Below are 14,146 nucleotides of genomic sequence, written 5' to 3' on the forward strand. Positions count from 1 at the left end.
GGACAGGGTTCGTCGAGGACTCGGTCAGGCGGCCGCGTGCAGCGGCCGCGGTGGGCCGCGCGTCGGCAACGTCCGCGCCGAGCGTCCCGGCGGCGTCGGTCGTACGGCGCGCGCGGCGACCCGGGCGCGGTGCGGGATCTCGGGGCCGGGGGTGTCCGACCAGCCGAGGAGTACGTCGACCGCGCGCCGCCGCAGCGCCCAGGCGACCGCAGCGACCACGCCTGCCGCCAGGTGCGCGAGCAGCATCGGCCAGGTCAGGCCGAGCAGGGGGTCGGAGGCCGAGCCGTGCGGGTGCACGCCGGTGTCGGCCGTGATCGCGACCAGCCACGCGTGCAGGACCACCTGCAGCCCGACGAGCGCCGGCATCGCCACGCGCACGGGCACCCGGCCGCGCAGCACGAGCAGGCTCGCGCCGTACGCCGTGACTGCGATGGCCAGCAGCCACCCCGCCGAGGGCAGCGCTCCGCCGGCCGCGGTGTGCGCGATCCCGAGCGCGGCGGTCGTCTCCGCCGCTGCGAGTCCTGCGGACACGCGGACCCCGGGACGGGGCACCTCGCGCACGATCAGCACCCGATCATGATGCCGGAAGCCAGGTTGCCCCCGGAACGCGCGTCGGCCGGGCTCAGCCGACCGCCTGCTCGGCGCGCTCGATCAACGGGCGGACGACATCGATCGCGCGGATCCGGCCACTGGCGATCGGAGTGCCCTGGTCGAACTCGAGGGCGGTCGGGAGGCCGATGAGCTGACCGTCGTTGTCCACCGCCATGCCGCCCGAGTTGCCCGGCGCGATCCGCGCCTCGGTGTCGAACTCCGAGCGCGGCCCGAGATCGGGGTCGTTGAGCACCGTGGAGATCGCGCCGGTGGTGACCGTGATCGAGTCGCCCGAGCCGGCCACGCCCGGGAAGCCGAGCACCGTGACGTCGTCGCCGGCGCGGACATCGGCGGAGTCGCCGATCGGCACCGTCGGCAGGTCGGGCTCCTCGTCGAGGGGCGATCCGTCCGCCTTGGCGCAGATCTGGACGACGGCGACGTCGAGGTAGCCGTCCGCCTCGACCAGGCACGCGCGGTACTCCGGCGGCGCCGTCGTGTCCGTCGCGCCGTCCGTGATCGAGATCAGCAGGAACTCGGGGTTGGCGATCGCCGCCTCGGGTCCGTAGGTCTCGACGATCCCCGGCGTCTCAGGCGCGGCGACGTGGGCGTTGGTGAGGATCAGCCCGTCCTCGCGGATGATCGACCCGGAGCCGGCGTACGCGAACTCCTGGTCGGGGAACTCGAGCGAGTGGCTCTCGGCGATGATCTTCACCGTCGCGGCCTTCGCCGCGTCCAGCTCGGCCTCGGTCAGGTCGTCGGGCGATCCGGGGTCCGTCGTGACGTCGGTCGGGGCGTCCGTGGAGTCGGACGTCGCCGCGTCGTCGTTGCCGGAGCCGTCGTTGTCGTCGTCGCGCCCCACCACGACGGCCACCGCGGCGATGCCCAGGACCAGGACGAGTACGCCGGCGGCGATCCCCGCGACCAGCAGCCGGCGGGTGAGGCGGCGCCGGGCGATCCGCTTCTCCTCCTCCACGGCCGACAGGATCGGCACCAGGGTGACCTCGGGTCCGGCGACCGGATGGCCGAGCCGCAGCACGGTGCGGTCGTCGAACTTCTTCGTGGTGACGCGGCGCCCGTCGAGGAACGTGCCCTCGTTGGAGTGGTTCGTGTAGGTCCAGCCGCCGGGCACGCTGGCCACGGTGCCGTGCAGGCGCGACGCGGCGGGGTCCTTCAGGACCACCGTGCTGTCCGGCAGCCGCCCGATGGTGATCTGCGCGGGGTGCCGGAACCGGTGCTCCTGTCCTTCCGCGACGAGCAGCAGGTCGGGGCCCGAGCGCGCCGGAGGCGGCCCGCCTGGGGCGGCCGGCGCGGCCGGCTGGGCCGCCAGCACTTGGGTCTGGTCGAACCCGGCCGGGACGACCTGCGGTGGTGGGACCGGGGCACCGGCGACGCGGGTGCCGGACGGGCCCGGAACGGAGGCGGGCGATGCGGGTGGTGTCGGGAGGGAGGCCGGCGTGGGAGGCGGCGGGGGCGGCGCGAAGCGGGACTGCGCGACCGGCCGCTCGCCGGGCATCGGCGGCATGGTGGGCTCGTCGAACGACTCGGCCGGCGCGGGAGGCGGAGGCGGAGGCGGAGGCGGAGCAGGCGGGTGGACCGCGGACTTCTCGTCCACCGCCGCGAGCGCCGCGGGGGTGATGGTCAGCTCCGAGCCGGCGGCGACCGGACCGCACCGAACCACCGTCTTGCGCCTGATCGTGTGCTCGACGACGCGGACCCCGTCGACGTACGTCCCGAACTGGCTGCCGCTGTCGACCAGCACCCACTCCCCGTCGACCGGACGGAGCTCGGCGTGCTGGCGGGACACCGAACCGGCGGTCAGGACGACCTCGGCGTCGATCGCCCGACCGATCCGGATCACGGAGTTCCCCTCGAGGCGGAGGACCCGACCGTCCACCTCGACCACCAGCGGAGACATGGTGACCAGCCTAGGCGGGAGAGCCGGGCGGAGCGGCGACGGGCTGCCGAACCTGGACGGTCGCGTTCCGGATCTGGATCCGGGCTCCGGTGACGAGCTCGATCGTGCGGTCGGGATCGAGGACGAAGCTCTGGCCGCCGGGATAGGCGACCGGCCAGGGGAAGTCGGAGGCGTTGTGGAGGCCCCACCGTTCCGGCTCCTGTGGGTGCTGGCGCAGGTCGCCCAGGACGACCGGGTGGTCGACGCCGGACGCGAGGTGGTCGGACCGGATGGCGGCCTGGGGCCCGACGGCGACCGTCCGCCGCCCGACCTGGAGGAGGTACGGCGGCCGCACCACGGTGCCGTCCTGCCAGCAGACCGGGTCCGGCTCTCCGCTGCTCCAGAAGTTGGTGGTGCCGCAGGTCGGGCACGCGAGCAGACCGTCGCGGAGCCGGTCCATCGCCTTGATCCACTGGCCCTCGGTGACCCGCGCTCCGGGGCGCTCGATGCCGTCGACGAACGCCTGGACGAACAGGTCGCGCAGGAACTGCGGGTAGATGTGCCAGTACTGCTGGACGATGTCGGCCGGCCGGTTGCTGTCGTCGGTCGGGTGCATGCAGAACAGCGGCTCGGTGCCGAAGTGGCTCATCAGCCAGTGCGCGTCCCGCATGCCGGCATCGGTGCGCTTGCCCTCCAGCGGGTGGCCGAGGAACAGCGAGTAGAAGAGCAGGACCGCCAGCGAGTGCCGGTCGGTGTCGGTGTTCGGCAGCGTCCGGTACGTCGTGTCGCGGACCACCTCGGGCGCCATGAAGTACGGCGTCCCCAGCACCCGTCCGGTGCCGTTGTCGATGCCGACGTTGTCGTTGTCGCAGATCAGCACGTCGCCGCTGGACGGGTCGAAGAAGACGTTGCCGAAGGAGATGTCGCGGTAGCAGAGGCCGCGTGCGTGCAGCCGCAGGAAGCTGTAGCTGAGCTGCCGGCACAGCTCGATGATCGACGAGAAGGACACGTCGAGCGGGTTGCCGTCGCGGTCGCCGTTGAGCAGGAGGTAGCTGAGCTCGAGGAACCGCGGGTCGCGCAGGTGCATGACGTAGCCGAAGCTCGGCTGGCTGTGCACCCGGGCCATGCTCAGCGGCCACAGGAACCGGCGGTGCGGCGAGCCGATCTCGACCAGCTGCTGCATCTCCTGGTACTGCTCGGTCGTGGCGCTCTCGGGCTTGTACCACTTCAGCGCGAGCGGCTCACCGGTGTCGCGTCGTACCTCGAAGACGTAGCCCTGACCACCCTGGCCCAGGAGCGATGTCACCCGCGCGCGACCCAGCGGCCCGAGGTCGACCTCGACGCCCTCTGCCAGCACCATGGGTGTCGCCGACCTCCGTGCCTCTCGTTCCGCCGCCGGAACCCCACCAGATCGGGGGTCCGTGTGTGACAATCTATAGCCTGAGCAGCGACGGCGGCGTCCAAACCCCGGTATCAGGAGATGGCATGAGTGACCGCTTGGGCGGCGCCCTGGCGCGCAAGCCCCTCCACTTCATATTCGTGCTGGACGTGTCCGGCTCGATGATGCGCGGTGGACGCATCCAGGCGCTCAACAACGCCATCTCCGAGGTGCTCCCCCACCTCAAGGACGAGGCCCGCGCCAACCCCCACGCCGAGATGCTGATCCGGGTCCTCGCGTTCGCCAACGAGCCGCGCTGGGTGATCGAGGAGCCGACGCCTGTCGACCAGATCCACTGGGAGCGGCTCGAGGCGGTGCCGCGCGGATTCACCGAGCTCGGCAGCGCGCTGCTCACCCTGACCGAAGCGCTCGCGCTCCTCGACGAGGGCACCAGCGCCTATCCTCCCGCCATCATCCTGGTCTCCGACGGCCGCCCGACCCAGAGCAGCGGCACCACGTTCGCCGAGGGCCTCCAGGCCCTGCTCAACAACCGGTGGGGCGCCACCGCGGTGCGGCTCGCGCTCGGCGTCGGCCGCGACGCCGACATGCACTCGCTGCGCCGGTTCATCGGTGACGAGGACGTCCCGCTGCTGCGCGCCGACAACCCCGAGCAGCTGGTCGAGTACATCGTCTGGGCGTCCAAGGCCGCCAGCAAGGTCGCGTCGCGGCCCATCGTTGGCGGCGGCGGTCTCACCGCTGCGCCGCCGAGCCCGATCGGCGACCCGATCTGGAGCACGCTCGGGTGAGCCTCGAGCAGCACCCAGGGTGGACGGTCCTCTCCGCTTCACGGATCGGATCCGTGCATCTCCGCGACGAGCTCCCGCTGCAGGACGCCGTCCTCACCTGGACCGACGGCGCGCAGGCAGTGGCAGCGGTCGCCGACGGGCACGGGCACAAGGCCCACTTCCGGAGCGACATCGGCTCGGCGCTGGCGGCCGTCAGTGCCGTCGAGGAGCTGCGCAGGATCGTCGGCGAGCTCACCGACCCCGAGACGGCAGGCGACATCGTCACCTCGGCTGCCGAGGCGATCGTCGACACCTGGGTCACGAAGGTCCGCCACCACATCGAGGCCAACCCGTTCGACGCCGCCGACGAGCGGTACGACGCAGCCGTCAACGACCCGCTGCGCCCCTACGGCACCACGCTGCTCGCGGCGGCCGTCTCGGGTGACCTCCTCGTCGTCCTCCAGATCGGCGACGGTGACGCGGTCCTGGTCACCGACCAGGGCGAGGCGCTGCGCGCGGTCCCCGACGACCCCGACCTCGACGGCGTCCGCACCAGCTCGCTCTGCGAGCCCGAGCCGCTGCGCGCGCTCCGTTCGGCGGTGATCGACACGCGCGTCGAGGACGTCGCGCTCATGTTCCTCTGCACCGACGGCTTCGGCACCTCGCGCGTCGACGCCGGGGGGTGGTGGCGTCAGACCGGCGAGCAGCTCGTCGACTTCGGCCGCACCCGCGGCCTCGAGTGGATCCGCGAGCAGCTGCCCCAGTGGCTGGAGGAGCCGGCCCAGATCGGCGGCGACGACACCTCGATGGTGATCATCGCGCGCAGCAACCTCGGCGCCGGCGCCACCGACCGTCCCACCGGTCCCGGCGGCACGCTCTCGCGTCCCGAGCTCGCCGACACCCTCGACGCACCCTGAGAAGACGCGATCAGGGGAAGATCAGGTTGTAGAGCTTGAGCGGGTCGCCCTGTCCCTTGTCGTACATCTGCAGATAGCAGCGGCAGTCCAGGTCGTCGATGTAGAGGACGCCGTATTCGCTGCCGCTGTCCTGCTCCTCGACGTAGCCGTAGATCTTGCCCTGCTCGGGCTCGTCGTCGTCCTGCTGGTCGTTGTTGTTCTCGTCGGTGAACCAGTAGTCGACCACGATGTCGTCGTCCTGGCGCGCGAGTGTCCTGGCGTTGTTCCGATACTGCCGAAGGTCGTTGACCTTGGCGAACTTGCCGACCCAGGTGCGCCGTCCGGACCGCCGGCACTCGCTCTCCTCGGTCTCGCCGCTGGTCTCGGTCGGGATCCGGTTGCAGTTGATGATGGTGAACGTGGTCATGAACTCGTCCACGGCGAGGTCGGTCGGGCCGTCGGGCGGCGTGACCGTCGCCGACACGGCTTCGAACGCCGGGTCGAGCTGGTCGGCGGTGACTCCGGTCGCCCCGGCCAGCTCGGCCGACTGCACGCCGGCCTGGCTGTCCCAGTAGATGATCGGGGTCCCGGTGCTCTCCGGGTCGGCCGTCGTCGGGTCGAACCGGTAATAGGCGCCGGACTGGACGTCGGAGACGATCGTTCCCTCGGCGTAGTTGAGCCGGCGCTGACGTGCCGCCCTCAGCTCGGCGTCGGAGGAGTACGTCGTCAGCACCAGCGTGCCCTGCGGGAAGGTGCAGGAGATCTTCTCCTCCTGGCCCGACTGCGGGTCTGCCGCGACACAGTCGTCCATGCCGGAGGTCACCATCGTCCCGAGGCTCTGGTAGCGCTCGTTGAGCGCCTCGAAGGACACGTCCGGCCCCTCGTCCTCGGTGTTGGTGGTGGAGCCGGTCTTCGCGTCGTTGTCGCCGTCACCGTCGCTGTCATCGGTGGCCTTGATGATCGCGAAGATGCCGCCACCGACGACGAGCGCGAGCACGACCGCGCCGATCAGGACGAACGGCCAGACCTTGCGCTTCTTGCGCGGCGCCGCGTGGCCGTAGCCGCCGTACGACGCCGGGGGCGGCGGGGCGCCGTAGGACCCGAGCGAGGTCGGGCCCGGCGCCGACCCGGGCACACCGGACTGGACGCCGGGGGTGGGGCCGGAGCTCGGCCAGACCGGGGAGGTCGGCGGCGGCGCGCCCATGCTCGGGCCGGGGCCCGGAGCGGGGGTGCTGCCGGGAGCGCCCGGCGGCGGCAGCATGGTCGCCGGGCCGCCGGGCGGCGGCGCGGGCGCCGAGTTGTGCTGCGTGCGGTAGCGCCGCACCTGGACGTCGGAGACCTTGCCGGTCGCGTAGCCGAGGACGGCGAGCGCCCACATGGCGCCCCCGACGTCCGCGCTGCCGCGGTCGCGCGCGAGCCGGCCGCCGGCCTCGCTGACCGCGCGGTCCGCGTCGGCGCCGCTGTCGAGCATCGAGATCATGGCCTGGTAGGCACCGAGCCGGACGGCGTCGACCAGCAGGTTGATGTCACCCGTGGACGCGCTGTCCTCGTCGAGGTAGTCGTCGAGCGCCCCACGGAAGCTGTCGGCGTCGTTGAACAGCTCCCGGCCCTGGCTCCGCCCCAAGGCGTACAGGCTCTCGTGCAGTTCCATGAATCTCCCCGTTGGTGATCTCGTCGCCGGCCGGCGTCGGGAATCCTAGTTACCCCGCGGCCGCGGGTGCGTCACCACACCCCGTCGGTCAGACCCCGGCTCCCAGTCCGGTCGCGATGCCGGAGGCCCGCTCGGCGACCTCGGCAGCGGTCCGCGGCCGTGCCGTCACGTCGGTCGCGAGGCAGGCACTGATCAGCTCGGCAGCCGCCGGCGGCAGGTCCGGGGCGAGGGTCGGCTGCGACGCCAGGATGGAGCGGACCAGCAGCAGCGGCTCGGTGCTCCGGAGGTCGCCGTACACACCACGGCCCGTCAGGGCGTAGTGGAGGCAGGCGCCGAGCGACCAGACGTCGCTGGCCCGCGAGGCGGCCGAACCCAGCATGATCGAGGGGTCGGTGAACTCCAGCCCGATCTGACCGAGTCCGGTCATGACCATGCCGGGTGACAGCAGCTGCGACAGGCCGAGGTCGGAGAGCCGGCCGCCGTCGTCAGCGATCAGGATGTTGTCGGGCTTGATGTCGCGGTGGGCGATGCCGCGCTCGTGCAGTGCGTGCGCGGCGAGCGCCGCGTCCCGGACGGCGGCGACCGCACGGCCGGGATCGAGCGACACGTTGGGCTTCGCCAGCGACCCGAGCGGGAGGTACTCCATCGCGTAGTAGAACGCCCCGCCGTGACGGCCGGCGTCGTAGACGGCGACCAGCCGGTCGGAGTCGGCGACGCTGAAGTGCTTCAGCTCCCGGGTGGCCCGTCGGAACGCGTCGTCCGACGTCGGGCCGGCGATGACCTTGACGACGACCTCGTCGGCCTCGATGCCGAGGCGCGCCGGCGCGTTCGCCAGATAATTCGTGCCGTAGTTCGACTCCCCCAGCGGCCGGATGAACTCATAGTCCGCGATGCCCTGCACGCGCTCCTCCGATGGCTCTTGACGGGCGGCAGCGCCACCAACGTTCCGTGCACGGAGGCAGCGTCGCCCTTCGGGTCAACAGCATGGCATGTGCCACCGATCCGGTCGCCCAAAACCGCAACCCCGTTTCGGGTATTCATCCTGCCGGACGGTTTTCGCCCCGAACCTTTCCCTGTTCATGATTCGGAGGCGCGGTGAGGGGTAGCCGGTGTAGCGTTCCGGACGCACCTGAGGCGGAACCTCCCAACGACCAAGGAGGCACGTTGATCGAGCCCACTGCAGCATCGGTGGTACCGACCACAGACCCCAACACGTACCTGCCGGCTCAGCCGATGCCCGCCGGTGACCTCACCGACCAGATGCTCGCGACCGACTTCTGGACCGACGAGCTCGTCGCCGGCGCCGGCATCCCGATCGTGGACGTCCCGTTCGTCACCGTCGGCTCGGGCATCGGCAGCTTCGTGACGGTCGACTACCTGCGGATCGCAGGCGTGCCCACCTCGCAGATGCGGGTCCTGGGCACCCTCGACCACCCGTGGCAGACCTACGAGTACCTCACCCGGGTCTCCCAGATCCCGCGCGGCGAGCGGCTCCGGTCCGACTCCGCGTCGCGGCCGGACAACATCTGGGGCTTCCCGTCGTACGGTTTCAGCGAAGGCGTCCGCAACTTCAACCTCAAGGTCCTCTGGGGCCTGTTCACCGAGCCGATCTTCTCCGACTACTACACCCCGAAGGCCGGCCAGGCCTTCGAGACGATGGAGCGCGAGAAGAACCGGATCGGCTACGACGAGATGCTCGTCAAGGGCCTGGTCCGGATCGTGCGCCGCCGTTACGGCGGCGGCTACTTCACGATCCTCACGCCGCCCGAGGGGGCCTCCGCCACCAAGCGAGTGGCCTTCCGGTCGCAGTACGTCCACCTCGCCGTGGGCTACCCCGGCCTGAAGTTCCTCCCGGAGCTCCAGCGCTACCGCACCGAGCACAACGACTACCGCCACATCGTCAACGCCTACGAGGCGCACGAGCACGTCTACGAGCGGCTCCTGCAGCAGCCCAGCACCGTGATGGTGCGCGGGGGCGGCATCGTCGCATCCCGGGTGCTGCAGCGGCTGATGGACGACCGCCTCCTCAAGGGCGCGCAGACCAACATCGTCCACCTGTTCCGGACCTACTACCACGGCACCAACGACGGCTACGGCAACGAGGAGGACTCGCGCCCCGGCGGCGGGAAGACCCGGATCTTCATGCGTCGGCGCGGCGAGAACGGCTGGGCCTACCAGGGCTTCAACTACCCGAAGTCGGTGTGGGGCGGCCAGCTCAAGAAGCAGGTCCGCGGACTCGAGGGCGAGCAGCGCGCCGAGATCTACAAGCGCATGGGCGGCACCAACACCCCGTGGCGCAAGCTCTGGCAGAAGCAGATGAACCAGGGCCGCCGCGAGGGCTGGTACACCCCGCTCGTCGGCACCGTCGACGACATGCAGCCCAACGGCGAGCGGATCGTCAACCACGTGCGGACGGCGCAGGGCACGGTCCCGGTCGAGGTCGACTTCGTCATCGACTGCACCGGGCTCGAGGCCGACATCGCCGAGCACCGGCTGCTCAAGGACCTGCTGGAGCACGGCGGCGCGAGCCGCAACCCCTCCGGCCGGCTCAACGTGGACCGCAACTTCGAGCTGATCGGCACCCGCTCGGGCAACGGCGCGATGTACGCCTCGGGCGCCACCACCCTCGGCGGCTACTTCCCGGGCGTCGACACCTTCCTCGGCCTGCAGGTCGCCGCGCAGGAGATCTACCAGGACCTCCACAAGCGGAAGTTCTGCAAGCGGATCGGTCCGGTGCGCTCGACGATCCAGTGGTGGAAGTGGCTGTTCGGGAGCGCGCCGTGACCCGACAGCCCGACCACTCCCCTGCCCCCTGGACCTGCCGAGGAGCCCACTGATGTTGCCCACCTTGAACGGGCGGTTGCAGACCCGCATCTTCATGCTCGTCGTCTTCGGCGGCATCATCACGTTCCTGATCACGCCGGTCCTGCCCGACGGTCGGCCCGGGCTCCCCGGGTTCGACGGTGACTTCTACCGGATCACCTACATCATCCTGGCCACGGTTCTCGTGCTCGGGATCGTGTGGGAGCTCATCTACCACGTGATCCAGCAGTTCCGCTGGGAGAAGGACTGGCCGACCCTGTTCGGCCTGATCACCGCCATCAACGAGGGTGCCCTGGTCTGGCTGCTCCTCGACCTGGGCCTGGTCCCCGGCATGGTCGACGGCGTCAACGAGGGGAACCTGCCGTCGTTCTTCTTCTGGGCGTTCTTCATCGACTTCTCGGTCATCTGGTTCATCATCTGGCTCTGGACCAACGGACCGATGCGGGTGCCGCTCATCCGGTGGCGCTTCTTCGGCGGAAGGATCGTGTGACGTGAAGCAGTCAGCAGAGGACTGGACCCGCGCGACCGTCGTCCCCGGTGCCGGCGACGGCACCCTCGCCCGGATCGGACCGGTCGTGCTCCTGGTCGGCTCGACCGACCCCGAGGTGGTGCGGCCGTACGTCGACCACGCGCAGATGGTGGCCGCCAACGGCGGTCAGGGCCGCCAGCTCGTGCGCGGCTACGCGCTGATGCTGTCGACGGCCGTCGAGCAGTCACCGGGCTTCGCGGCGCTGGCGCCGCACTCGACGGGCCTCGCCGTGTTCGTCGACGGCGACGTCGTCGTGACCGTCGGTGACGAGCGGATCTCGGGCGCCGACTCCCTCGCCTGGGTCGAGCGGCTGATCCCGTGGCCGATCGACGAGGTGACCGTGACCCTGCCCGGTGCGAGCCCGGCCGACCCCGGGTCGTCGTACCGCCTCGACGGCGGCGTCATCCAGGCCGGCGCCCTGGTCGTGCCGAGCGGGGCCCCCACGGGTGACTCGATGATGATGGCGCCCGCGATGAGCGACACCATGAGTGCGCCCGCCGAGGTGGCGAGCGACGAGCCGACCGGCGAGATGCCGGCCGCCGAGGCGCCGGCCGTGCCCGAGACGCCGGTGTGGCCCGAGACGCCGGCCGCGCCGGAGCCGCCCGCCGCTCCCGCTCCCCCGCCTGCGCCCGAGCCGCCGCCCGCTCCCGAGCCGGTGATGGCCGACGACCACGGACACGACCACGACCACGCCGAGCACGACCACCCGCACCCGGCACAGGCCGCTCCGCCGGCCGGACGGCCGCTGCCGCCGCCGCAGCCCGACGAGCAGATCCAGTTCCAGTCGGTGCTGATCGGCGAGATGGACGACGACGACTTCGAGCCGCTGCCGCTCGTCGACGACGTGAGCGTGATCCAGGAGGCTGGCGACGCGCCGCGGCAGGAGGTGCGCGGGGTCTACTGCAAGAACCGCCACTTCAACGACCCGCGCCAGCTCTTCTGCGCCGTCTGCGGCATCAACATGGTGCAGCAGACACCGGTGCTCGTGGCCGGCGTCCGACCGCCGCTGGGTGTCGTCGTGCTCGATGACGGCTCCGTGTTCCAGCTCGACACCCCCTACCTCCTGGGCCGCGACCCGAACGCCGACGAGCGGGTCCAGGCAGGCGAGTTCCGCGGACTGCCGATCATCGACCAGTCCAACCAGGTCTCCCGGGTGCACGCCCGGCTCGAGCTGCGCGGGTGGGACGTCGTACTGATCGACAACAACTCGACCAACGGGACGTTCATCCACGTGCCGAAGACGCCCGACTGGCAGCGGATGCCACCGGGTGGGGAGCACATCCTGGTGCAGGGCACCCGGATGCGGATCGGTCACCGCACGCTGGCGTTCAACACGCACGCCGGAGGCTGAGCGAAGACGCAGCCAGCGGGGAGTCGCCATCGGCGGCTCCCCGCTTCGCGTTGTGCTACTCCGCGCCGATCGCGGCGGTGGCACCCAGGTCGACGGTGGCGAAGTCGACGGGTACGGCGTCCGGCTCGCTGCGAGCTCCGAGGGATGCGGTCGGGACCGCGTCCACGGCGGCAACGTCGATCACCGCTGCCGTCAGCCCCGAGTCGGGGTCGGGGGTCATCGGCTCGGTGACCCGGAGACCCCGCTCCTCGAGCGCGGCCCGGATGGTGGCGAGGCGGCGACCGCCCTCAGCCGGAAGCTGCAGCGCAACCTGTCGCGCCACCGCCAGCCGCGCCCCGAGCACGACCGCTGCGTCGCCGTTGCTGTCGGGGGTGAAGGCGACCGAGACCGGGACGCTGTCCGGGAAGCGCTCGGTGCCCGTCGCGACCACCGTGGCCGGGCAGTCGACCACCGCGAGCACGGCGTCGAGCGAGGGGTCGTCGGACCAGGCCACCACTCCCTGCGGGGCGAGCACCTGCACGAGCTCGGCCAGGTCCTCCTCGACGTCGGCGCTCGGGTGCGCGATCACCCGGACGGGCACGCCGACCTCCTCGCCGCGGCGCACCAGCACCTGCTGGCGCTCCATGGCCTCGGCCATCTCGGCGAGCTCGCCGGACAGGCCGCTGCCGAGGTCGAGCAGGCGGCCCTGGGGCTGGAGGTCGGCGATGACGATCTCGGCGGGCTGGGCACCGGCAAGCATCGCGACCGCGACCTCGAGCGGGACCTCGTTGTCGGCACCGGGCCGGCTCAGCACCAAGATCCGGTCGACCGCCTCGTCGCCGAGGGCGGCCCGCTCCGCCTCGGCGATGTCGCGGGCGACGCGTCGCTGCGGGTAGGTGAAGTTGAGGAGCGGGCCGGTCATCACCGTGGTCACCAGCGCCATGATCACCATCAGCGTGAACAGCTCCTGGCTCAACAGGCCCTTCTCGAGGCCGACGTTGAGGATGATCAGCTCGGTCAGGCCGCGGGTGTTCATCAGCAGCCCCAGCGAGCTGGCCTGCCAGTGCGGGACCTGCTGGATCCGGGCGCCCACGTACGCGCCGACGTACTTGCCGACGATGGCTACCGCGAGGATCGCCACAAGCGGCAGGATGTGCTCCGAGCCGAGACCCTGGATGTTGACCTTGAGGCCCGAGATCAGGAAGAAGACCGGCAGCAGCAGGAGCACCGCGATCTGCTCCAGCCGGACCAGGATCTCGTGTCGTAGGGCGGCTGCGTTCTCGTGCGGGATGATCGCGCCGAAGAGGAACGCCCCGAAGATGAAGTGGATCCCGATGACCTCGGTGGCGCCCGCGAACAGCAGCATGCCGACCAGGACGACGCTGAGGATCGTGGGGGTCAGCTCGCCGGCCTTCCTGTACGCCGACGTCAGCCAGGTCAGCGCGGGACGGACCACGAAGATCGCGAAGAGCACGAACGGGATCGCCAGGTAGATCGCCCACCCGGGCAGGTGTCCGTGACTGCCCTCGATGCCCGACGTTGCGAGCACGACCGCCAGCAGCGTCCACGCGATGATGTCGTCCGTCGCGGCGCACGCCAGCGCCAGTCCCCCGGTCTCGGTGCGGTGCATCCGCCGGTCGGTCAGGATCCGGGCGAGGACCGGGAACGCGGTGATCGACATCGCCGCGCCCATGAAGAGCGCGAACGGCCAGAAGTCGACGCCGTCGGGTTTCAGGGCTGCCGTCGCGTCGGTCTCGACGAAGACCTTCGCCAGTCCGATGCCGAGACTGAAGGGCAGCACGATCGAGCAGACCGAGACCGATCCGGCGACCTTGCCGCGACCCTTGACCAGCGAGATGTCGAGCTCCAGGCCGACGACGAACATGAAGAGCACCAGCCCGACCCGGGCCAGCACCTCGAGGAAGCCACGCTGCTCGATCGGGAACAGGTCGCCGCTCAGCTCCATGCCGAGCAGGCTCGGGCCGAGCAGCACGCCGGCGGCGATCTCGCCGACGACCGGCGGGATCCCGATCTTGCCGACGGCGGCGCCGGCGAGTCGTGCGACCACGATGATCAGTGCCAGCAGCCCGAGGATCACGGCGATGTCGAGCAGCTTGGCCGTCACGATCGGCTCCGCTGCGCCGGACCAGGCAATGACGTGGGACATGCATCCTCCTGGGGGGTGGTTCAGCCTGCGTCAGCCTATTGCGTCTATCCCGTGCGTGGTGCCCTAACCGCGAGGATCAGCCTTCCGGACGAATTCCGCCAC

At 71.1% G+C, this 14,146-nt stretch carries 10 protein-coding genes and 1 pseudogene; 5 read left to right on the forward strand and 6 right to left on the reverse strand.

Annotated elements, in window-relative coordinates; genetic code table 11:
• Nucleotides 1-24: 24 nt before the first annotated feature.
• From D0Z08_RS07035 to D0Z08_RS07045, 3 genes are read right to left on the reverse strand one after another with little or no spacing between them, the layout of a single operon-like run.
• Nucleotides 25-570 (reverse strand): cell division protein FtsQ, encoded by a 546-nt coding sequence (locus tag D0Z08_RS07035; RefSeq protein WP_118924037.1) that lies wholly within the window; start codon nucleotides 568-570, stop codon nucleotides 25-27.
• Between the two features lie 52 nt (nucleotides 571-622).
• A complete protein-coding gene (locus D0Z08_RS07040; RefSeq protein ID WP_118924039.1) occupies nucleotides 623-2,506 on the reverse strand; it encodes an FHA domain-containing protein in 1,884 nt (627 codons plus the stop codon).
• Nucleotides 2,507-2,516: 10 nt separating this feature from the next.
• The gene (locus D0Z08_RS07045) at nucleotides 2,517-3,845 is read right to left on the reverse strand and encodes a protein kinase domain-containing protein (RefSeq protein WP_118924041.1); all 1,329 of its coding nucleotides are present in this window, start codon (nucleotides 3,843-3,845) and stop codon (nucleotides 2,517-2,519) included.
• Nucleotides 3,846-3,970: 125 nt separating this feature from the next.
• Here D0Z08_RS07045 and D0Z08_RS07050 point away from each other — a divergent pair, with 125 nt between their 5' ends.
• Together D0Z08_RS07050 and D0Z08_RS07055 are read left to right on the forward strand one after the other, a co-directional pair.
• The gene (locus D0Z08_RS07050; protein WP_182481205.1) at nucleotides 3,971-4,669 is read left to right on the forward strand and encodes a vWA domain-containing protein; all 699 of its coding nucleotides are present in this window, start codon (nucleotides 3,971-3,973) and stop codon (nucleotides 4,667-4,669) included.
• 53 nt (nucleotides 4,670-4,722) lie between these two features.
• Complete coding sequence (locus D0Z08_RS07055; RefSeq protein ID WP_182481206.1) at nucleotides 4,723-5,565, forward strand: protein phosphatase 2C domain-containing protein; 843 nt, start codon at nucleotides 4,723-4,725, stop codon at nucleotides 5,563-5,565.
• Nucleotides 5,566-5,575: 10 nt separating this feature from the next.
• Here the strand turns inward: D0Z08_RS07055 and D0Z08_RS07060 are convergent, their stop codons facing one another.
• Together D0Z08_RS07060 and D0Z08_RS07065 are read right to left on the reverse strand one after the other, a co-directional pair.
• Nucleotides 5,576-7,195: a hypothetical protein gene (locus D0Z08_RS07060; RefSeq protein WP_118924045.1), complete on the reverse strand. Its 1,620-nt coding sequence runs from the start codon at nucleotides 7,193-7,195 to the stop codon at nucleotides 5,576-5,578.
• A gap of 88 nt (nucleotides 7,196-7,283) precedes the next feature.
• On the reverse strand, nucleotides 7,284-8,096 hold the full coding sequence (locus D0Z08_RS07065; protein ID WP_118924047.1) for a protein kinase domain-containing protein: 813 nt from the start codon (nucleotides 8,094-8,096) through the stop codon (nucleotides 7,284-7,286).
• 263 nt (nucleotides 8,097-8,359) lie between these two features.
• Between D0Z08_RS07065 and D0Z08_RS07070 the strand changes: the two genes are divergently transcribed.
• The 3 genes from D0Z08_RS07070 to D0Z08_RS07080 are packed head-to-tail and all read left to right on the forward strand — an operon-like array spanning nucleotide 8,360 to nucleotide 11,898.
• A complete protein-coding gene (locus D0Z08_RS07070) occupies nucleotides 8,360-9,979 on the forward strand; it encodes an FAD/NAD(P)-binding protein (protein ID WP_220454086.1) in 1,620 nt (539 codons plus the stop codon).
• Between the two features lie 52 nt (nucleotides 9,980-10,031).
• Complete coding sequence (locus tag D0Z08_RS07075) at nucleotides 10,032-10,508, forward strand: hypothetical protein (RefSeq protein WP_118924049.1); 477 nt, start codon at nucleotides 10,032-10,034, stop codon at nucleotides 10,506-10,508.
• Between the two features lies 1 nt (nucleotide 10,509).
• Nucleotides 10,510-11,898: an FHA domain-containing protein gene (locus D0Z08_RS07080; RefSeq protein ID WP_118924051.1), complete on the forward strand. Its 1,389-nt coding sequence runs from the start codon at nucleotides 10,510-10,512 to the stop codon at nucleotides 11,896-11,898.
• Nucleotides 11,899-12,793: 895 nt separating this feature from the next.
• Here D0Z08_RS07080 and D0Z08_RS33700 read toward each other — a convergent pair.
• Nucleotides 12,794-14,044: pseudogene (locus tag D0Z08_RS33700) on the reverse strand (cation:proton antiporter domain-containing protein); the annotation flags it as partial.
• Nucleotides 14,045-14,146 lie beyond the last annotated feature (102 nt).

Origin of the sequence: Nocardioides immobilis, assembly GCF_003515065.1 — a bacterium.
Lineage (GTDB): Bacteria > Actinomycetota > Actinomycetes > Propionibacteriales > Nocardioidaceae > Nocardioides > Nocardioides immobilis.

Bases quoted from the DNA above. Each gene is read 5' to 3' on its own strand.
- D0Z08_RS07040 (WP_118924039.1), bottom strand. From the start codon at position 2,506: ATGTCTCCGCTGGTGGTCGAGGTGGACGGTCGGGTCCTCCGCCTCGAG.
- D0Z08_RS07045 (WP_118924041.1), bottom strand. From the start codon at position 3,845: ATGGTGCTGGCAGAGGGCGTCGAGGTCGACCTCGGGCCGCTGGGTCGC.
- D0Z08_RS07050 (WP_182481205.1), top strand. From the start codon at position 3,971: ATGAGTGACCGCTTGGGCGGCGCCCTGGCGCGCAAGCCCCTCCACTTC.
- D0Z08_RS07060 (WP_118924045.1), bottom strand. From the start codon at position 7,195: ATGGAACTGCACGAGAGCCTGTACGCCTTGGGGCGGAGCCAGGGCCGG.
- D0Z08_RS07075 (WP_118924049.1), top strand. From the start codon at position 10,032: ATGTTGCCCACCTTGAACGGGCGGTTGCAGACCCGCATCTTCATGCTC.